This window comes from Arthrobacter sp. 2RAF22 (assembly GCF_052115325.1).
GTDB lineage: Bacteria > Actinomycetota > Actinomycetes > Actinomycetales > Micrococcaceae > Arthrobacter.
Window position 1 is genome coordinate 1 of sequence record NZ_JBFRGL010000022.1, and the last position, 20,091, is coordinate 20,091.

At 63.5% G+C, this 20,091-nt stretch carries 20 protein-coding genes; 12 read left to right on the forward strand and 8 right to left on the reverse strand.

Features of this window, described 5'->3' with window-relative positions; genetic code table 11:
* The 6 genes from AB4068_RS14995 to AB4068_RS15020 all read left to right on the forward strand — a co-directional run.
* On the forward strand, positions 1-223 hold a 223-nt coding region (locus AB4068_RS14995), incomplete at its 5' end, for a hypothetical protein (protein ID WP_441433768.1).
* 254 nt (positions 224-477) lie between these two features.
* Positions 478-891, forward strand: coding sequence for an ArsR/SmtB family transcription factor (locus AB4068_RS15000; protein WP_284989968.1), 414 nt, complete (start codon positions 478-480; stop codon positions 889-891).
* Positions 888-1,835, forward strand: a complete 948-nt coding sequence (locus AB4068_RS15005; protein ID WP_441433769.1) for a cation diffusion facilitator family transporter — start codon at positions 888-890, stop codon at positions 1,833-1,835. The genes AB4068_RS15000 and AB4068_RS15005 overlap by 4 nt, the downstream gene beginning before the upstream one ends.
* Positions 1,835-2,449 (forward strand): cation transporter, encoded by a 615-nt coding sequence (locus AB4068_RS15010; protein WP_441433770.1) that lies wholly within the window; start codon positions 1,835-1,837, stop codon positions 2,447-2,449. Before AB4068_RS15005 ends, AB4068_RS15010 begins: the two co-directional genes overlap by 1 nt.
* Before the next feature lie 24 nt (positions 2,450-2,473).
* Complete coding sequence (locus AB4068_RS15015) at positions 2,474-3,085, forward strand: cation transporter (protein ID WP_172465448.1); 612 nt, start codon at positions 2,474-2,476, stop codon at positions 3,083-3,085.
* Between the two features lie 25 nt (positions 3,086-3,110).
* Positions 3,111-4,274 carry an MFS transporter gene (locus tag AB4068_RS15020; protein WP_441433771.1) on the forward strand — a complete coding sequence of 388 codons (1,164 nt, stop codon included), beginning with the start codon at positions 3,111-3,113 and terminating at the stop codon, positions 4,272-4,274.
* Between the two features lie 16 nt (positions 4,275-4,290).
* Here the strand turns inward: AB4068_RS15020 and AB4068_RS15025 are convergent, their stop codons facing one another.
* Positions 4,291-5,106 carry an MBL fold metallo-hydrolase gene (locus AB4068_RS15025; protein WP_306959078.1) on the reverse strand — a complete coding sequence of 272 codons (816 nt, stop codon included), beginning with the start codon at positions 5,104-5,106 and terminating at the stop codon, positions 4,291-4,293.
* A 232-nt stretch (positions 5,107-5,338) separates the two neighbouring features.
* Between AB4068_RS15025 and AB4068_RS15030 the strand changes: the two genes are divergently transcribed.
* From AB4068_RS15030 to AB4068_RS15045, 4 genes are all read left to right on the forward strand, one after another.
* Positions 5,339-5,713 carry a DUF7793 family protein gene (locus tag AB4068_RS15030; protein WP_253257089.1) on the forward strand — a complete coding sequence of 125 codons (375 nt, stop codon included), beginning with the start codon at positions 5,339-5,341 and terminating at the stop codon, positions 5,711-5,713.
* Between the two features lie 39 nt (positions 5,714-5,752).
* Positions 5,753-7,291 (forward strand): putative bifunctional diguanylate cyclase/phosphodiesterase, encoded by a 1,539-nt coding sequence (locus AB4068_RS15035; protein WP_059387207.1) that lies wholly within the window; start codon positions 5,753-5,755, stop codon positions 7,289-7,291.
* Between the two features lie 9 nt (positions 7,292-7,300).
* Positions 7,301-8,119 (forward strand): class I SAM-dependent methyltransferase, encoded by an 819-nt coding sequence (locus tag AB4068_RS15040; RefSeq protein ID WP_441433772.1) that lies wholly within the window; start codon positions 7,301-7,303, stop codon positions 8,117-8,119.
* Between the two features lie 139 nt (positions 8,120-8,258).
* Positions 8,259-9,389, forward strand: coding sequence for an EAL domain-containing protein (locus tag AB4068_RS15045; RefSeq protein WP_441433773.1), 1,131 nt, complete (start codon positions 8,259-8,261; stop codon positions 9,387-9,389).
* A 38-nt stretch (positions 9,390-9,427) separates the two neighbouring features.
* Here AB4068_RS15045 and AB4068_RS15050 read toward each other — a convergent pair whose 3' ends face one another.
* Entirely contained in the window at positions 9,428-10,072 is a 645-nt protein-coding gene (locus tag AB4068_RS15050; RefSeq protein WP_441433774.1) for a TetR/AcrR family transcriptional regulator, read from the reverse strand.
* 251 nt (positions 10,073-10,323) lie between these two features.
* Here AB4068_RS15050 and AB4068_RS15055 point away from each other — a divergent pair, with 251 nt between their 5' ends.
* Positions 10,324-11,829, forward strand: a complete 1,506-nt coding sequence (locus AB4068_RS15055) for an FAD-dependent oxidoreductase (protein ID WP_441433775.1) — start codon at positions 10,324-10,326, stop codon at positions 11,827-11,829.
* 121 nt (positions 11,830-11,950) lie between these two features.
* Positions 11,951-12,970, forward strand: a complete 1,020-nt coding sequence (locus AB4068_RS15060) for a LacI family DNA-binding transcriptional regulator (protein ID WP_441433776.1) — start codon at positions 11,951-11,953, stop codon at positions 12,968-12,970.
* Here the strand turns inward: AB4068_RS15060 and AB4068_RS15065 are convergent.
* The 6 genes from AB4068_RS15065 to AB4068_RS15090 form a co-directional block, all read right to left on the reverse strand.
* Positions 12,967-14,133, reverse strand: coding sequence for a serine hydrolase domain-containing protein (locus AB4068_RS15065; RefSeq protein WP_441433777.1), 1,167 nt, complete (start codon positions 14,131-14,133; stop codon positions 12,967-12,969). The genes AB4068_RS15060 and AB4068_RS15065 overlap by 4 nt on opposite strands.
* Positions 14,134-14,176: 43 nt before the next feature.
* Positions 14,177-15,034 (reverse strand): carbohydrate ABC transporter permease, encoded by an 858-nt coding sequence (locus tag AB4068_RS15070; RefSeq protein ID WP_284989981.1) that lies wholly within the window; start codon positions 15,032-15,034, stop codon positions 14,177-14,179.
* On the reverse strand, positions 15,031-15,999 hold the full coding sequence (locus AB4068_RS15075; protein WP_284989982.1) for a carbohydrate ABC transporter permease: 969 nt from the start codon (positions 15,997-15,999) through the stop codon (positions 15,031-15,033). The genes AB4068_RS15070 and AB4068_RS15075 overlap by 4 nt, the downstream gene beginning before the upstream one ends.
* Positions 16,000-16,057: 58 nt before the next feature.
* Complete coding sequence (locus AB4068_RS15080; protein ID WP_306959089.1) at positions 16,058-17,428, reverse strand: ABC transporter substrate-binding protein; 1,371 nt, start codon at positions 17,426-17,428, stop codon at positions 16,058-16,060.
* Between the two features lie 198 nt (positions 17,429-17,626).
* Positions 17,627-18,775, reverse strand: a complete 1,149-nt coding sequence (locus tag AB4068_RS15085) for a serine hydrolase domain-containing protein (RefSeq protein ID WP_441433792.1) — start codon at positions 18,773-18,775, stop codon at positions 17,627-17,629.
* Positions 18,775-19,749, reverse strand: a complete 975-nt coding sequence (locus tag AB4068_RS15090; protein ID WP_441433778.1) for a glycosyl hydrolase family 32 — start codon at positions 19,747-19,749, stop codon at positions 18,775-18,777. Before AB4068_RS15090 ends, AB4068_RS15085 begins: the two co-directional genes overlap by 1 nt.
* Between the last annotated feature and the right edge of the window lie 342 nt (positions 19,750-20,091).

Here is a 20,091-nt window from a genome sequence, read left to right on the forward strand (position 1 = left end):
CCAGTCCTGCCACGCCGGCAGCAGTGCCGACCAGGGCCAGGGATGCGATGACTTTGCCGGTGGTGGTTTTCAGGTTGAGACCCATGATCGTTTTCCGTTTCTTGAAGCCCGTGAGACCGGGACTTTGCTGTCCGATGTCCTCTACTTTCCGGCAGGTTTTTTAGGAAGCCGCAAGGTTCCCGCAAGCTTTTCTCGAAGTTTGGTTAAAGATTCAATCAAGTAGTTTTCGAGTGTTGGGCAGGCGGGGGTGCCTCAGCATCCAAGTAGTGGAAACGAGTAACGGCGCGAGCTGGCAGCTGATGCCCGCAAAATCGCTCCCCGAGGGCATTTGCTGCCTGCTCGCGCTAAGAAGGCAAGCGCAACCCGCTGCCGCCGTAAACGGGATAACTGTTGCGAAGTTCCCCACTGGCAGCCTCCGGCTAAGGACCGTGTCCCCTATACTGACATCTGAATACCTGTTCAGATGTTGGAGGCCCCGTGGCTGTTCGTGAAGCCGTCGATGAATGCGGTGTGAAACTTGTTGACCCGGACAAGGTCGAACTCGTCCGGGCGGCCCTGCCCTCGGATCACGACATTGCCGAGCTGGCGGACGTGTTCTCATTGCTGGGCGATCCGGGACGCTTGCGGTTGCTGACGTCCCTGTTGGAGGGCGGCGAGCTGTGCGTATGCGACCTCGCGGCGACGACGGCGATGAGCGAGAGTGCAGTCAGCCATGCGTTGCGGCTTCTGCGCGCCCACCGGGTGGTTTCCGTTTCGAGGCGCGGCCGGATGGCCTACTACCGTCTGGATGATGCCCACGTGCGGATGCTGCTGGACTTGGGCCTAACCCACACAGGACATACCGTCGCCGTTCATCCCGAGCGCACGGCCAAGAAGGACAGCGGCCAATGAGCAACCACCACCATGACACGGCGGGCAACCCAGCCAAGCACCACAGCCACAGCCACGCGATAGCAGCGAACGCGGACCGGCGCTATCTGGTGATCGCGTTGGCGCTGATTGTCGGGTTCATGATCGTCGAGGTGATTGTCGCCATCCTTTCCGGCTCGCTTGCGCTGCTTTCGGACGCCGGGCACATGCTCACCGACGCCGGGGCGATCGCCGCCTCCCTGTGGGCGATCAACCTCGCGGCCCGTCCGGCGCGGGGAATCTGGACGTTCGGATTCAAGCGTGCCGAAATCCTCTCCGCGGCCGCCAACGGAATCACCTTGCTGGTCATCAGCGCCCTCGTGGCCGTGGAGGCAATCCACCGCCTCCTTGATCCGCCACCGGTTGAGGGCGGCCCTGTCCTCATCGTCGCGATCTTCGGCATCATCGTGAACCTCGTGGCGGTGTGGGTGCTGGCCAAAGCCAACCGGTCCAGCCTGAACGTTGAAGGATCCTTCCAGCACATCCTGACCGACCTCTACGGATTCATTGCGACGGCGGTCGCCGGGCTCGTCGTCCTGACCACCGGTTTTACCCGTGCGGACGCGATCGCCTCCCTCATTGTGGTGGCCCTGATGCTGCACGCCGCATGGGGACTGCTGCGGGACTCCGGGAGGATCCTCCTGGAAGGCGCACCCGAAGGTGTCGACCTGGACCAGGTCAGGGCGCACCTCCTCGAAACCGGGCACGTGCACGACGTCCACGACCTGCACGTCTGGACGGTCACCTCCGACCTTCCTGCCCTCTCCGCGCACGTCGTCCTGGACGAGAGCTGCTTCCACGATGGACACGCTCCGCTTATCCTTGACCAGCTGCAGAGCTGCTTGACCGGCCATTTCGACGTCGAACACTCCACCTTCCAGCTCGAACCCGCCGGCCACGCCGTGCACGAAACCGGAACCCACTGATGACAACAGTCCGGGAAGCCGCCTGGATCAAGGACGCCCGTACCGTCCGGCTGCTGTCTTGGTTCAGCCTGGCTTGGATGGTCCTGGAGGGAGCCCTCGGACTGCTTGCTGGCGGTACGGCAGGCTCCGTGTCACTGATCGGCTGGGCGCTCAGCTCCGCCGTCGAGGGCCTGGCGAGCATCATCGTGATCTGGCGGTTCACCGGCTCCCGCACCCTGTCCGAATCTGCCGAAGAGCGAGCACAAAAGGCCGTCGCCATCAGTTTCTGGCTCCTGGCGCCGTACATCGGAATCCAGTCGATCATCGATCTGGCCACGGGACACCGGGCCGAGAACAGCGTCCTGGGCATCGTGCTCACGGCGGCGAGCCTGGTCATCATGCCTGTCCTCGGCGTCGCCAAGCAGCGCCTCGGTGCCAGGCTAGACTCCGGGGCCACTGCCGGTGAAGGAACCCAGAACCTGCTCTGTGCCGCCACGGCCGCCGCTGTCCTGATCGGACTGGCCGGCAATGCGGTCTTCGCCGCGTGGTGGCTTGACCCCGTCATTGGCCTCATCATCGCCGCCGTGGCCGTCAAAGAAGGCCGCGAAGCGTGGAAGGGTGAAGACTGCTGCTAGCGCGCCCCAAGACAAAGGACACCCATGGCCAGCATTAACGACACAAGCGAAGTCCGCAAACTCTTGTTGCGCCGCGGTTTGCGGCTTGAATACGCGACCCTGGGCTGGAATGTGGTGGGCCTGGGCGTCCTGGCAGCCGCCGCCATCCAAGCCGGCTCCCCGGCGCTGGCCGGTTTCGGCCTGGATTCCCTGATCGAGATCTTCGCTTCGATCGTGGTGGTGTGGCAGCTCAAGGGCGCCCACAAAGAGCGCGAAGCCCCCGCGATGCGCCTGATCGGGATCGCCTTTACCATTCTGGGCGCTTACCTGCTCATCCAGGTGGCCGTTGTGTTTGCCACCGGCCTTCGCCCCGCAACCTCGGGTCTGGGCATCGTCTGGACGGCCCTGACCTTCGTGGTGATGCTTGCCCTGGCGTGGGGCAAGATCCGCACCGGGCAGCGCTTGGGCAATCCCGTACTCCGCGCGGAAGGAAAGGTGACCCTCGTGGACGCCTACCTGGCCGGCGCGGTGCTGGCCGGGCTCGCGTTGAATGCCCTTTTCGGCTGGTGGTGGGCCGATCCCCTGGCTGGGGTCGTGATCATCTACTACGCCGCAGTTGAGGCCCGGCACGCCCTCAAACACAAGGGCACCCCGTGAATCACCTTGTCTACCGGGTGCACCAGTGAGCCGCACCAGCCCGGCCGGGACAATCCACGGGCCCACCCTTCCTCTCTATGCAGCGGGATTCGTGACCGCTTTCGGCGCCCACAGCATCGCCGCAGGAATGGGAGCCCAGAGCGGGAACATCGGCCTGAGCCTGCTGAACCTGGGCATCCTGCTGGCCGTTTACGACCTGGCCGAGGTGTTTCTCAAACCCGTCTTTGGTGTCCTCAGTGACCGGATTGGGCCCAAGCCGGTCATCGTCGGGGGCCTGCTGGCGTTCTCCGCGTTCTCGCTGGTGGGGTTGTGGGGCGCGGATCCGCTCCTGCTGGGCCTCGCCCGCCTGGGTCAGGGCGCATCCGCGGCGGCATTCTCCCCCGCCTCGTCGGCCACCGTGGCACGGCTGGCCGGCGGCAAGAACGCCGGGAAATTCTTTGGCCGCTATGGATCCTGGAAAAGCCTCGGCTACATCTTCGGCCCGCTCTTGGGAGCCGGACTGATCCAGGCCGGCGGCTTCGCATTGCTCTTTGCGGCCCTGTCGGCCCTGGCAGCAGCCACCGCCCTGTGGGTGGCGGTGAGCCTGCCGCGGTTCGAACCGGTTCCCCGCGTCAGGTACACCGTCCTGGACCTCGCCCGGCAGATCACCGAACGGCGTTTCCTCGTGCCCACGGCGGTGCTTGCTGCATCCACCGGCGCCCTGGGTGCCGCCATCGGCTTCCTGCCCGCCCTGGCGACCCGGCACGGACTTGATCCCGTCGCCGGGACGGCCGCAGTGAGCGTGCTGGCCATCTCTTCGGCCATCATCTCGCCTTGGGTCGGAACGCGCCGCGACGTGCAAGGGATCAGCGACGCAGCGGGGATGAGGGCCGGGCTGCTGCTCACCGCCGCGGGCATCGGAATCGTGGCCGCCGCACCGGGACCCATCACCTTGTTCATCGCCGCCCTGCTGATCGGGGCCGGGATCGGAACGACTACCCCGCTCGCGTTCGCCCATCTGGCCGACACCACACCCCACGAACGGATGGGCAGGACCATGGGTTCAGCCGAACTCGGCAGGGAACTCGGCGACGCGGGCGGACCGCTGATAGTCGGAAGCCTCGCCACCCTTGGCGGACTGCCGCTGGGCCTGGGCGCGATCGCGCTGCTCGTAGGCGCAGCAAGCGCACCGAGGCTCAATCGAACCTGACCTTCAAGCACACCCCTTAGTGGTGTGCTTGCGTCTCCTGGAGCCGCTTGATGAACCAGCGTGATTGCTCGGGTCCGTAGGGAAGCACCGGGATCGCTTTGGTAGCGTCCGACGGCGTGTCCCGGATCGACTGCCTAGCCTGACGTACCGCTGTGGACATGGTGTCTGCCATGGTCTTCACGAACTGGTCGCTGCAAGGCTTGCCGTGGCCGGGGATCAGGAACTCGTAGCGGTGGCGCAGCGCCGAGATGTGCCGCAGGACATCTGCCCAGTCTTCCGGGTAGGAGTCCTCGAACGACGGGTGCGCGCCTTGTTCCACGAGGTCACCGGCGAAAAGGGTGCTGGGCGTGCCTACCAGGAGGTCGCCGTCGGTGTGGCCGCGGCCCAGGTAGAACAGGGTGGCGGTGAGTCCGCCGAGGTCAACCAGGACGGGTTGATCCTTGACGATCGCGTTGGGAATGACGAGTTCGACGGCGTCGCCCCGGCCCGCGGCCATCTCCGGTTCGGTGGCGGCGACGAAGCGGCGCTGGTGGTCGCCGTCGTCGTCGATTGTCGCCGCACAGTTGACGTGCCCCCAAAACTCGGTGACGCCGTCGTCGGCAAAAACGGCGTTGCCGAAGTAGTGATCGTAGTGCGCGTGGGTGTTCACGACGACCAGCGGCAGCTGGGTCTTTTCCCGGACGGCGGCGAGGATCTGCCGGCCTTGGCGGGGGCCGCAACCGGTGTCGATCACCATGGCTCGTTCCGTACCTACAACGAGGCCCGTGTTAAGCAGGCACCCTTCGGTCTCCAACACGTAGTTGTTAGGGCCGACTTCGAGCCATGCTGACATTGTTTCTCCGTCTGATACGTTCCGGCAGTGTTCAGGCCTCGATTCTACCCACGTAGAGCTGGGAGGATCGGGAGGAAAGGCACAGTTGGGACCGGGCCGTTCGAAATCGGTCGATGCGCACTGAGAAGGCTTGAGGAGCAATGCGCGGGGAGCTACGCTATCGGGGTTGGCGATTGCTGCTTGTTAACTAGTTGCAGCTAGGTTCGGCCGCCTGCCTGGGGAGGACATGATCGTGTTACCGGATACTTCGGACGGTGAAAAGGCCAGTGTCGATTTGGGCGTCGACGGTCTTCTCCATTTGCGCTGGCGGCGCGGGGTCGCCATTGAGGTTGAGGATGCGCGGGCGGCCATGGCGAAAGTCAACGAGCTCTGCCAACAGGAGCAGCATCCAATGCTTGTAGACATGGCCACGGTCGCTTCCGTTAGCCGGGAGGCCCGGGGTGTGTGGTCCATTCCCTGCGGCGCTTCGCGCATCGCACTGTTGGGTTCGTCGCCTGTTGACCGGGTCCTGGCGAACTTCTTCCTGGGAGTGCACGTCCCGCCTTGCCCCACCCGTTTCTTCACATCGCGCAGCGAGGCCCTGGACTGGCTTAATGCGGGTTCCTGAGCCCAGGATGTGCTTCTTGCTGCTGCCCGCTGAGAATACGTGACCTCGAGAGAGGGCGTTGAGGATCCGCGCCTGCAGCTATTGGTTGACGGCGTTGTCCGGTTGGCTGCCGGCGATCTGGACGCACGCATTGAGCCGTCGAAGCATCGTGATGACATTGACGCCGTCATCACCGGAGTCAACCTGCTCGCGGAGGAGCTGGGCCACATCCATGCGGATCTGGAGCAGCGGGTGGCCGCCCGCACGGCTATGTTGCGGCGAACGCAGGTTGAGCTGGAACAGATGGCCAAGACAGATGCCCTCACGGGCCTCGCGAACAGGACACTGCTTACCGAGCGGATCCAGCAAGCGACCCTGTCCAGCACGGATGGCGGAAAAGCCCCGGCCGTGTTGCTCCTGGATCTGGACTCCTTCAAGGCCATCAACGACATCCTGGGCCACAGCGCCGGTGACGCCGTGCTGGTGGAAGTTGCCAAACGGCTCCGCTCGGCCGTCAGGGAGCAGGACACTGTGGCCCGCCTGGGCGGGGATGAGTTTGCCATTCTCATTACCGGGGCCACGGAAGGGGAGATCCTTCGGATCGCGCACCGCGCATCGGAGTATCTGCAGGACAGCATGAGCATCGGAATAGAAACGGTCTGGGCGATGGCGAGCATCGGCGTTTGCATAGGCAAGCCCGGGGACCGGGCAGAGGCGCTGATGCGCGACGCCGATATTGCCATGTACCAGGCAAAGGCTCGGGGCCGGAATAATGTCCAACTCTTCCACCCGGACATGCTCGACGCCGTTCAGGAACGGTCGCGAATAACCGCCGAACTACGCACCGCTGTTGCGGGAGGCGAGTTGGGGCTGGTGTATCAGCCGGTGGTCGAGTTGGCTTCCAGCCGCGTCATCGGGGTGGAAGCCCTCCTCCGATGGCATCACCCTGTGCGCGGAACCATCATGCCGGGCAGCTTCATTGGCATCGCAGAAGAAACCGGCTTGATCTTCGAGCTGGGACGGTGGGTGCTGCATGAAGGTCTTGCCCAAATGAGCCGCTGGAGCCAAACAGACCCGGAGCTGACGGATTTCTGCCTGCACATCAATCTTTCCGCCGCCGAACTGCTTCGGACCGACTTGCTGGAGGACATCAAGGCAACGCTGGCCAAATATGGCGTGGATCCGCGGCGGTTGATCTTGGAGATCACCGAGACCGTCTTGATGTCGCGTGAAACCGTGCAGGAACAGGTCCTTAGCGGGCTACGGGAGCTCGGCGTGGGGCTGCAAATTGACGATTTCGGTACGGGCTATTCGTCAATCAGCTACCTCAGGTCGCTTCCGGCGGACACTGTGAAGGTGGATCAGTCCCTCATCAAGGACATGGAGCTGGACCCTCGGCAGCAAAAGTTCGTCTCCGCCATCCTGCAGCTGATTTTCGCTGCTGGGCTCAACGCAACCGTGGAAGGCATCGAAACCGCCGAGCAGGCGGCCCAGCTGGAGGCCATGGGTTGCCTCTACGGGCAAGGCTACTTCTTCGGCTATCCGGGGCCTCCCTCCGAAATACCGCGTCAACTCCGCCGGCCCGCACGGCGTCTGTAGAGTTAGCGCATGTCGAAGCTTTGGGACCAGATGTTGCTTGTCCCCACAGTAGTACGCCTCGCTTCCCGGGCACCGAGAAATCCGGACACCGCGTGGGAAGGATACTGGCGCGGAATCCGCACCACTGGCCGTTCCGGAGATGTGCTTTGGGACTCCGACTCCGCGGCCGAGCATGCTCAGTACTCCAACGCGATCGCGGCCCACTTTGATCCAGCTCTTCCGGTAGTTGACGTCGGGTGCGGCAACGGCACCCACACCCGCTGGCTTGCCGGCCTGTTTCCACGGGTTCTCGGAATCGACGTGTCCAACGGGGCGATCGAGATGGCGCGCAAGGAAGCGGAAGGCGTCCACAATGCCGACTTCATGGTTCTGGATGCGGCTTCGGCAGGTGCCGGAGAGGTCCTGTTGGAGCGGCTGGGGCCCGCCAACGTCTTTGTCCGCGGAGTCTTCCACGTCCTGAAACCCGGCAAGCAGGCCGCTATGGCCGCCAACCTGCGGACTGCCGTCGGGAACAGAGGCCGGGTGTTGCTGGCCGAAACCAACTTCCGCGGAACTAGCCTGGGCTACCTGACCGAGCTCGGCGCCACCCGGCAAAGCATTCCCCTGCAACTGCGGCGCGCCTTGGAGAACCTTCCCAGGCCCGGGCATTTCGGTGCTGCGGAACGGCACCGCGCCTTTTCGGATGCCGACTGGCAGTTGATTGCGGACGGCCCGATGAACATCGAGGTGGTCCCGATGAACGCCGGCGGCCTTCCGCAGTGGGTTCCGGGATACTACGCACTCCTGGCCGGCGCGGAAAATTCCGGAACAGATCACAATTGGGTGTAACTGCGCCCAGGTGCGCAGCGCGGCGTTACATCCCTATGAAGATTTCATTTCAATCCGGGGCGACCGGATTGTTCGGCTGTAGTGTTTGCTTTGTTGCAGGTCCCGGGCTCAGCCGGAACTCAAGGCAAAGGAATGATTCATGTCGACGCGCAAACCGTCTGCTCGTGCATTGACCGATTCAGGGATGCCGGCTAGTCCGGAGGCTACGGAGCCGCCCCTCGAGCAGTTGCGCGGGCTGCGCCTCCAGGTCCTGGAAATCATCGATGAAGTCTTAGGGGAATCTTCGCAAGCAACAGATGCGGTGCGCGAGGAACTTCGCCGGCACATTGCTGCCCACCCTGGGCGTCCGGAAGAGGCGCTCCTGGAACACTTGGCTTCGCTCAGGTCGGAACAGCCGGCCCCGCAAAACGAGCCAGAGTCACAGGACAACCCGGCCGCCCAAGGCGAGCCGGAGTCCCAGCACGCAAACAGCCAACACGCAATCAGCCAGCACCCAAGCAGCGCGCGTCTTGAGGCGGTGCTCCGGGACCACATGCTGATGACCGCCTTCCAGCCCGTATTCGACCTCAGTACGTCCACCGTGGTCGGCGCCGAGGCTTTGACCCGCTTCGTCAGCGACAGCGGAGACCCTGCCGATTACTGGTTCGCAGAGGCTGAGGACTCGGGGCTCCGAACGGATCTTGAATTCGCGGCGTTGGAGTCGGGGCTCGAGGCCGCGCTGAAGCTGCCGGCCCACCTTTTCGTGGCGTTGAAACTTTCCGACGAGGTGTGCCTGGATCCGCGCCTTCCTGGGCTTTTCGAGCAAACTCCGGTGGCTCCCGCGCGGGTCATCCTTGAAGTCTCCGGGAAGTTCCCCCAGGAGCAGGCCGCTTCGCTCGACGCGGCGGTGGCTCCGCTGCGGAGCGCCGGCGTGCGCTTGTCCATCGAAAACACGGGTTCCTTCTTCGCCGGGGCCAGCCATATCCTTCGGCTCAAGCCGGAGATGATCAAGTTGGAGCGGAATCTGACTGCGGGTCTCAACCAGGATTCCCTCCGGCAGGAACTTGTCGAGGCCGAGGTCGCGTTCGCGCGGGAGATCGGGGCGGCCTTGATTGCCCAACGCATCGAAACCAAGGACGAACTCGCCACTCTTGCAGATCTGGGAGTAACCCTCGGAGAGGGGTATCACCTTGGGCGGCCCTCGGTGCAGCCCAGCGAATGGGCAAAGTGGGGCGGGCGCTCCCGGCATCTCGCCTCCCCCGGCGGTCGCGGCAGAACCACTCGCAGCTGACGGTCGCGAACCCCAAAAGGGCCGCCGCTTCGGATAACTCAGGCAGCTACAGGCCGATCCGGGCCTCGGTGTTGTTCTATCAACCAGGCCGCCATCTGCTGTGCGCGCTTTGACGCCAGGACGTCGCCTTCGGTGGCCGAAATGATGGAGCCCTTCATCAGGATGTGCCAGGACCGCGCGAATTCCTCGGTGCGCTCGAGCCCGGCTTCCTCGGCCAGTTCCTGGATGTGTCCCCTGATCCTGGCGAGGTAGCCGATGCTGGCTTTCCCCAGCGGATGCTCACGGCCCATTTCGAGGAGGACGTTGATGAACGAGCACGCCTCAAAGTCCTCCCGCTGGAACCAGTCCCCGAAGACGTCGAAGATGGCGAGCAACTTCTCCTCGGCGGTGTCTCCCCGGCTCCGGGCATCGGAGATGATCAAATCCACGGTCCAGATCTGGTCGCGAAGCGCGAGGAATGCAAGAACCAGATCGTCCTTGGACGGAAAGTGGCGGTAGAAGGTGGCCTTCGCCACCCCTGAACGCTCGATGAGCTGGTCGACGCCGACCGCGCGGATCCCGCGCCGCGAGAACAGTTCGTAGGCGGCGTCCAGGATTCGATCCACCGCGTCATCACGGGTGGTGGTTTGTCCGGCTGGCGATGAAGACGGACCGGGTGCTTCCGAGGCATCTGGCGTGCTCATGGTAAGAGCAATCTTACTCGTACCCCGCCAAGACAGACCGGTCTGTCATAGCCCTTCTTGCGCCAACGCGGGGTCACTTACGGCCCATGTCGGGCAGCAACATAGGCCGTAAGTGACCCCGCGTTGCGTTGGACGCCAGTGCGCTCCCCTATTGCTTCTCTTGCGGCCTTCTGGTTCTCTGGCACTACCGGGCCGCCGCCGCGCTAATTCCGGTGTGGGCCGCGCCCCGGCTGAAGGGACGTGGGACCGCTATGACTTCTCTTTGGCTAGACGCGCGCGAGGCTTCCGCAGCCGCGAGCCCCGATGAATTTACGCCCGGGAACAGTTACGACGCCGTCGTGGTGGGCGCCGGGATCACGGGCCTGGCCACGGCTCTCATGCTGGCCCGGACCGGGAGCAGCGTGCTGGTCCTCGAGGCCCGGCATATCGGGGCGGTCAACACCGGCAACACCACGGCCAAGCTGAGCCTTTTGCAGGGCACCACGCTGTCCAGGCTCCGGAACCAGTATTCGGTGAACGTGGTCCGCGCCTACGTTGACGCGAACCGGGCAGGCCAGAAATGGCTGCTCGACTACCTCGAGGGCCGGGGTGTGCCGTTCCAGTACCGGGATGCTTACACCTTCGCCACCACACCCACCGGCGCGGAACACCTTGTCGCCGAGGCCAACGCTTCCCGGGCTTGCGGGCTCAACGTCAAGTCCACCCGCGAGACCGGGTTGCCGTTCGACGTCGACGCCGCCTTGCGGCTTGCGAAGCAGGCGCAGTTCAACCCCATGGACGTCCTGGATGCGCTGGCTGCGGATGTCCGGGCTGCCGGCGGCAGCATCGTGGAGGGTATCCGCGTCATGAATGTCCGCAACGGCGATCCCCTGACCGTGGTTACCAGGAAGGGCGAGGTCCGCGCCCGCTACGTGGTGCTCGCCACCGGGACACCCATCCTGAACCGCGGGCTCTACTTCGCGAAGCTGCGGCCTAACCGTTCGTACGCTGCCGCGCTGCGGCTGCCGGACGGCATGAGCCCGCCTCCCGGAATGTACCTTTCCGCCGAGCCGCCCACCCGCTCGCTGAGGGACTATCCAATGCCCGACGGCGGGACCTTGCTTTTGGTGGGCGGGTTCGGGCATGCGGGTGGCCGGGCGCCGTCCACGCAGGTGCACGTGAATGAGCTGCTCGGCTGGGCCCAACAGCACTATCCGGGTGCCGAGGTCACGCACACGTGGGCTGCCCAGGACTACCAGGCCGGGAACCTCATGCCGTTCTTCGGCCGGTTCCCCCGGGGCCGCGGAAAGATCTTCTTCGGCACCGGCTACAACAAGTGGGGCATGACAAACGGTGTTGCGGCGGCGCTGGATATCACCGCCGATATCCGTGGCGAAAAGCTGGAGTGGGCCCGCATCATCCACCACCGGGTGACAGGTCCCCGCGGCGCAGCGTCGACGATTTCGCTCAACGTGGAGACCCAGCAGCAGAATTTCCGGGACAAGGCCGCCTTGAAGGAGAAGCCGGCCATCACGGAGGAAACCCACCCCGCCGAGGGCACGGGCGTCACGGGACTTTTCCACGGGAAGCCCGCGGCTATCTGCACGGTGGATGGCGTGGTGTGCAGGGTGTCGGCGGAATGCGCGCACCTTGGCGGGATCCTGCACTGGAACGACGCCGAGAAGTCCTGGGACTGCCCCCTGCACGGTTCCCGTTACTCTGCGGCAGGCAAGCTGCTGGAGGGGCCGGCGACGCACAATTTGTTCAAGCTGCAGTAGGGGGTTATCGGGGAAAATTGGCGCCCCGTTGAACCGCCATCCATGATGAATGGATTTAGCAAATATACTAAGGAGGCACCTTCTTCTGGTCGGGTGCGCGTGCTGTCCTGAAGGAGGATGAATGGTACCCAAGCGCGTTACTTTGGCGGATGTTGCAAAGCTCGCCGGGCTTTCCACCACCGCCGCCTCGATGATCCTCAATGGGCGTCCCGATACCCGGCTGTCCAAGGATGCGCACGAGCGTGTGCTCGCGGCCGCGGCCGAACTGAACTATCGCCCCAACGTTGCGGCAAGAGGTTTGAGGACGCAAAAGACGCGGACCATCGGTTTCATATCGGACCGCGTTGCCACCACCAGATTCGCAAGCGGCCTGATCGAAGGTGCACTTGCGGCAGCGGGAGCCGCCGATCATGTCATGCTTGTGCTCGAAACCGGAGGCGAAGCCAAATTGGAAGCCTCGGCCCTTGAGGCCGTGCTCGATAGGCAGGTAGACGGAATCGTCTTCGCCTCCATGCGCGCTCGAGAGCTTTACATCCCCGAACTGCCTGCCGGAACGCGTTCAGTTCTTTTGAACGCCACCAGCCAGGGGCACGCTGTCAGTGTGCTGTCCGACGAGTACACCGGGGGGAAGACCGCGGTGGAAGTACTCGCGCGCCATGGGATCACCGAGGGGGTGGCCGTGCTCGGGTACTCCGAAGAAGCTGAGCAAGGCCTGTTCCGTTCGGTCGCCGTCAATCGCCGCGTGGAGGGCATCAAGGATGCCCTCGCCGAAAACGGGATTGATGTCCCCGTCTGGGAATCAGTCTGGCTCTGGGACGCGGATCCCGGTTATGCCGCGGCGAAGAAGATCCTCCGCCGGCACCCGGGCATCCGCGCCCTGCTGTGCATGAACGACCGGCTCGCGTTCGGCGCTTATCAGGCGCTTCAGGAGAAAGGTCTTCGGATTCCGGACGATATTTCGATCGTGTCTTTCGATAACGACGAGTTGGCCTCGTATCTGCGTCCTGGCCTCACTACGGTTGCCCTCCCCCACGAACAGATGGGCAGGGATGCCGTCCGTTTGCTCCTATCCGATGATGCGGCTCCAGGCGAGCGGCTGGTTCCGATGCCGCTGATCGAGCGTTCATCGGTCATTCGCTAGGCTTCCATGATTCTTCGCAGGGCGCGCACGATGGATGTCGCCCGGGGATCGTCTTGGTTTTCGAGGGTGTTCGTGACGTAGCCAAAGCCGACCTTATGAACGGGATCTGCGAAAGCGACCTGACCGCCCGCCCCGTCGTGCCCGAACGAAGATGAGGTGAGGAACTCCCGTCGCTCGGACGAGAGCATGAAGCCAGTTCCCCACCGGGGGTAAGGGCCCGGAAGCCACCAAACGGGCTCCCCCTCGCTCTGGACCTGGGTCATGTCATTGACGACATCGCTCTCCACGAGGGCGATGCCCTCCGTCGGAACCACCATCGCCGACCAGATCGTGGCGAGGCCAGCGGCGGTTGCGATGCCGCCTGCCCCCGGAACTTCGGCCTGATGCACCTCGGGTGAGTCGAATCCCGCGCCAGCCACAACCAGCTCGGGCGGGAACGCTGCTCCCAGCGTCATCGCCCGACCTGCCCAATAGAGGTCGTCCTCATTTGGTTGGCGGGTGCCGCTCGCTGGCGGATTCCGGATAGAGTCCCCCGCCAGGAGTCGGGCTACCCGCGGCTCCACCGACGGCGGTACCCCGATCCACGCGTCGACGTCCAACGGACCACTTACGGACTGTTGCAAGAACGAGCCCACGCTGGTACCAGTGATGCGGCGGATGACCTCTCCTACATACCAGCCGTAAGTCAGCGCGTGGTAGCCATAAGCCGTTCCAGGTTTCCACAGCGGCTCCTGCGTGGCCAGGACGGATACAATCGAGGGCCAGTCGAGCGCGGTCCCGAGACTGATGTCTTCGCGGGGCGCGGCAAGCCCGGCGCGGTGGCTCAGGAGCTGACGGACTGTGACCGCCTCCTTGCCGGCAGCCGCGAACTCCGGCCAGTAATCGGCAACCGGCCTGTCCAGCCCGAGCCGGCCCTGGCCAACGAGCATGGCAACAAGGACCGCGATGAGGCCTTTGGTGCAGGAGAAGATCACCGTAGGCGTATCACGTGCCCAAGGTCTCCCCTCGTGCCGGTCGGCGAGGCCGGCCCACAGGTCGACAACCGTCTCACCGCCGACCCTGATGTTCAGCGCAGAGCCGCCTTCGCCGTCACCGACGCTTTTACGGTAGGCATCGGCCACCGGGCCGAAGCCATCGGCCACGAACCCATTTACTTCATTCATGTGCATTTTCTCCTCGGATTTGGCGGGATCGGGGCGCGAAAGCTCAGCCCTTAACGCCGGAACTTGCCACGCTGGCGACGAAGGATCTCTGGAAGATCAGGAAGACAACAAGCACCGGCAACACGAAGAGGACTCCGAACGCTAGCACTGGCCCCCATTCCGGCGGCTGCGCGTTTTGGAAAACGCTCAGCTCAAGCGGAAGGGGCCGGAGTTTGGTGTCGGTAATCATGAGTACTGGCCAAAGATATTGGCCCCACTGGCCCAGGAAGGTCAGAATGGCTACCGTCGCGTAAGCCGGCAGGCTCATGGGTGCCACCACTTGGAAGAGCGTCCGCACCGGTCCGGCCCCATCGATCGTTGCCGCTTCTTCCACTTCCACGGGGATGCTGAGGAAGTACGTGTAGAAGAGGAAAATCGAGAACGCATTGGCCAGGAACGGCAGGGCCTGGACGTATAGTGTGTTCCGTTGACCGGAGAGCATGTAGTAAAGAGGCAGTGCCACCGCCTCGAACGGGATAATTGTCATGATGGTCACCAGGAGGAGCACGATGTTGCGTCCCCGCCACTTCATGCGTGCCAGCGCATAGCCGGCGAGCGAGTTCACCAGGAGGCCTCCGAGTACAACAATGGCGGTCACCGCCAGGGAGACCCCAGCGAATTGCCACACATACCCTGTGGTGTCGTTTGAGAACCGGTTGAACACGCCGGCATAGTTGTCGAGCGACAGGTCCGAGGGAACCAAGGCGCTCAGGCCGCCCAGGACCTTGTCACCAGGCCTGAGGCTTCCAACCAACAAGTAGTAGACCGGAACGAAGAAGATCAGGCCGAAGAAGACCAGCAGGGCATAGCGCCCGGTCGTCGAGAGCAGCCGGGACCGTTTGATGCTTCGGACGCGGGTCATCGGATGCTTCCTTCCTGACGGACAAGCCGGCGTTGGATGACGGCGACGATGGTGACAATGACGAGGAAGACCACGGCCATGGCTGCGCCTTGGCCGATGTTGTTCTGGTCATAGCCAGTAGTGATGACCTGGTACATCATTGTCTGGGTCGATTCGATGTCAACGGATCCGCTTTGGCCGAGAAGGTACACCTGGTCAAAGAGGCGGAAAGAGAAGACCGTGGTCAGCAGGGCCACGAAGATGAGGGTGTTTCGAATTCCGGGCACGGTAACGTGCAGGAATTGACTCCATCGTCCAGCGCGGTCCAGGGACGCAGCCTCATACAGGTCATGAGGAACAGCTTGCAGTCCTCCGAGGAGGATGATCATCTGGAAGCTCACGCTCTGCCAAATCGACATCACGATGATCGCCCCCATGGCAGTTGCGCTGCTTCCAAGCCAATCGTGCGGACCGATGGAACCGCCCGTGAACAGGGAGATTGCGGAATTCAGCAGACCGTGGTCATCCCGTGCGAAAATGAGCCGCCACACGACGGCAACCAGGGCCAGCGGGAAGACGAGCGGCATGAAGAACATTGTGCGGAACACGGCCATGCCACGGAGCTTGCCGTTCACCAGAAGCGCGAGTCCTAGGGCGAGCCCGGTCTGGACGGGCACCACCACGGCCGCGAAGGTGAAGTTGTTGCCCAGCGAATGGAGGAAGGCTGCGCTGATGTCAGGGTCGGCGAAGAGCCTTGAATATTGCTCCAGCCCGATGAATCGTGGGGCCCGGGTGCTATTGAGCTGAAGCCGGTAGAACGACATCGCGATCGCACCAAGGAACGGAATGGCGAGGAAAACAGCGAGAAGGATGAGCGCGGGAGCTGCCATCGCGGGGCCCATGATCGAATGGGACGAGAGCCGCCTTCGCCGCTGGGTGGGCGGCGGCGCCGTCCGCCCGGCCTGGGATCGAATAAGAAGAGTCATAACCTTGCCTTCGACGGCCGCCGTACGGGGTAGGCAAGCCCACCCCGTACGGTAGCGATCACTTGTAGTTGTTGTTGTCCGCGAAATCGCGGTCGATCGCACGTGCAGCCGCCTGGAGACTTGCAGCCACGTCGGCCCCGCCCCAGATGGCGGTAAGAGCCTTGCCGAACGATGACGTCACCACCGGGTAACCCGCCGTTACGGGCCGCGAAACGGCAACGCACTGCTGGGTCAGCCGATCCTCGGTGGGGCAAGCTGCGTCGAGCTGGTCCCGCAGGAAAGCCAGGGGCTTGCCTGCTCCGTAAAGCGGAGAGGATGCGGCTGTGGTCTTCGTCGCCGGCGGAGCCCCGTTAGCTGCGGTGTACGTGGAAACGACGGGGTCGCTCATGAGGAAGTCAAGCAATTTGCCCGCTGCCGCCCCGTTCTTCGTGTGCCCTCCAAGGCTCCATGCGATCGTTCCGGAACCGGTCTTTGCCCCCTTGCCAAAGTTGGGCAGCGGGCCCACGACGAGGTCGTTCCCGAGTGCCTTGTCATAGGCCGGGTACATCCAGTTGCCCATCCAGTTCAGCGCCACCTGGCCGGACTGAAAGGCCGTGCCGTCGCCGTCGGGGTTGGTGAACTGCTTCCACGAGGCGAACTTCTTCAGGGCATCCACCGCAGTGTCCGAATCAAGCGCACCGGAGGCCTTGCCGTTGGCTATCATCGGCGTGCCGGCAGACCACAGGACCGGAGAGAAGCCGTAAATGCCGTATTCGGAGCTCAGTCCGTTGTTCTCCGCGATGCCGAGCGGCTTTCCGTTCGGCACCACGGCGGAGAGCTTCTTGAGGACCTCGGTGAATTCGTCTGCTGTCCAGGCTTCAGACGCGCTCTTGGGCATCGTCACGCCAGCTTTGTCGAGCAGCTTCTTGTTGCCCCACATGGCCAGACCGGAGTTCATCATGCTCACGGCGTAGAGTTTTCCGTCCACGGTGTTCTGGCCTTTGACGGCGTCGGTCTGGTTCTGCACTGTGGCCGCTGAGACGTAGTCCGATAGTGGAGCGATCTTCTGTCCGTAGGCCAGGTTCGCGATCTGCGGTCCGTCCACTTCAAGGACATCGGGAAGATCAGCAGGACTGGAGGTCTGCAGGGCCTTCGCGAAAGAGTCGGCCGGCAGGAACTGCATCTTGACCTTGATGTCCGGGTGGCTGGATTCGAAGTCGGAGACGATCTTCTGGATCGCGGTGTTCTCTGCGGACTGGCCGTCCAGGGCCCAGACCTTCAGGGTGCCCGTACCGGATCCTGCAGAAATGTTCGATGCTTCCGAGGGCGAATCCGACGCCGATGGTCCGCCGCAAGCCGCCAAAGCGACTGAGACGAGCGCAGCAAGCCCGCCTGCTGCGATGCCTCGCAGCCGCGGACGCGGGGTTGAACGGAGGGTACTAACTGTCATAGCGGGTGACTCCTTCGTCGTGTACTCCAGGCCGGAGGTTTGTGCCCGGCGGCACATCCTCTGTCCTGTCCTTGAATAGATGGCTAAATAATTTGCTAAATGGATTTAGCTATGGTGACGAACCTCTCCCAAGTTGTCAAGAGGAGTCCTGTTTTTTGCCTGCCGTTACAACGTGGGCAGGAGGTATGTCAGGTGCGCTCAGTCCCGCCGCACGGCGCGGAGCGCGTCAATAATCTGCGTCGCGCGATCGTCGCCCGCTTCCATCCAGTTGGTGATGAAGGCAAAACCGGTCTTCGAATCGGGGTCCGCGAAGGCTACCTGCCCGCCGGCGCCGTCGTGGCCGAAGCTTCGGGGGCCGCGGTATCTCCGGGCTGCGGAGTCGAGCTGGAAACCGGCGCCCCAGCGCGGCCACGGACCGGGCGCGTGGTAGACCGGTGCGCCTTGGCTCATCGGCACAAGAGCACGATCGAGCGTCGCGTCATCGAGAAGACGGGCGCCCTCTGTGTCGACGATAGTCGCGGACCAGATGGACGCGAGTGCATGTGCTGTCGCCACGCCGCCAGCCCCCGGAATCTGGGCCGCGCGCACTCGGGGGTCGTTGAAACCGGTGCCGTCCCCTACAAGCTCAACGGGCAGCGCACCCCCGAGAGTCATCGCCCGCAGAGTCCACTCGTCCGGCGCGTCCCGGAGCAGGCGCCCGGCTTGCGCCTGGCTCTCACCCACTTGGATATGCGCGACTCGGCCAGCTTCGGAGGCCGGCAGCCCTATCCATGCATCCCGGGTCCACGGGGCGGTCGCACGGCGGAAGTAGTCGCCGACCGACTCGCGTGCCACACGGCGAATGACTTCCCCGACGAGCCACCCATGCGTGATCGCATGATAGGCGTAGCCGGTGCCAGGTTTCCAGAGCGGGTCCTGCTTTGCCAATTGCCCGGTCACGTACTTCCAGTCGAGGATCTCCTCGGTCGTGAATGAAACCCGGGGAGCCGAAAGGCCAGCCCTGTGGGCGAGGAGCTCGCCCACGGTGACTTTCTCCTTGCCCGCTGTGGCGAACTCGGGCCAGTAGCGGTGGACTGGGGCGTCGTAGCAAAGCCGCCCTTCCTGGACCAGCCTGGCGGCAAGGATCGAGACGAGCCCTTTGGTACAGGAAAACACCACTGTAGCGGTGCCTTGCTCCCACAGAGATCCCGTATTTTCATCCGCGACTCCGCGCCAGAGGTCCACGACGGTTTCTCCACCGACGAGGATGGCCAGGGCCGCGCCCATGGTTGGACGGCCGTCGAATGCTCGGGTGAAAGCTTCGGCTACGCGCTCGTAGCCAGGGGCGATAGTTCCTTGTGTCTGCATCACCTAGCAGCCGGCCTCTCGTGACGTTCCGTGGCGAGCACGAAGGCCTCACCGTCCCATTCCAGATCGAGTGGATCGGAAATTCGGCCGCCGAAGCCACCCTCGGCGGAAAGGTTCTCGAAGGCAAGAAGAACCGGACGCCCTGAACGGTTATGCACGATCCGACCACTGTAGAGGTGCTCGTCTGCCAGAAGTCTGGCTTGGTCGAGGTCGAAGGGACCCAGTGGAGACGCGGCGGGGGCGAGCCATATCCCGCCCGGTAGTCCCGCCCGCGACCCGGCGAGATGATTCCCGTCGCACGAAAAAAGCAGCCAGTGGCTCCCAGACAGCTCGACGATTTGGGGAACTTCGAGGTGAGCGAACCCGGCACTTCCTGTCAGCGCCGGGCCCACACTCCAGTTCTCAAGGTCGTCGGAACGCGCATATCCGATAACACCCCGGTTTCGTTCGTCGGGTCCGCTCCTGCCGCGGGCGGTGATGAGCATATGCCAGGATCCATGCGGGCTCTGAAATACCCAAGGGTCGCGCCAAGCCTCTTCATGCCAGACGCCGTCGTCCAAGGTTTCATAGCAGCGCGGATCAGCATTCAGGGCGAAGTCGTCGGACTTGTGCCAGGCATGCAAGTCTGGAGAAACCGCTACGCAAATGGTCTCGATGTTAGTGATCGCGTCCGGACGTAGGAATCTCGAACCCGTATAAAACATCCGCCAGAGCCCATCGTCCCCACACACAACACTTCCCGTCCAGGTTGCCGAGGAGTCCGGTTCCGACGGTTCTCCGTGGACGAGGACTGTGCCGTGGTCCCGCCAAGTACGCAGATCCGCGGAGGTGGCATGGCCGATGGATGCGTTGCGGTGCCGAAGGTCAGGGTTGCCGAGCGATTTCGGGGCCTGTAGGTAGTACAGATGGTATGCCTCGCCATCGTCGGCGAGCCAGAAATCCCAAACCCAGTGGTCGTCTTTTGCGAAAGTCATCCGGCCAGCACCTGCTGGTGCGTCGCATCGGAATCATGTCGCCGGATGGCGGTCGAAGGCATAAAGGTCTCCCTTGTCTTTGTGCTCTGAAGAGATTGGTCAGAAGGCGTGCCCTCCAAGGCTAAATCCATTTAGCGTCATGTTCAAGACCTAGATACGAGTGTCAAGCGGCATGTCGGAAGTGTCTTCTTGGATGGGTTCGCGCATGGCAATGACGCCAACAAGTGCGGGCACGACCCTGTGCACGGCTCGCGGTTCACGGCCGCGGGGAGGTTGTCAGAAGGACCGGTGTCAACAGCTTGATGAAGATGCAGCGGGGCCTGAGATGTTGAACGCCGGTCC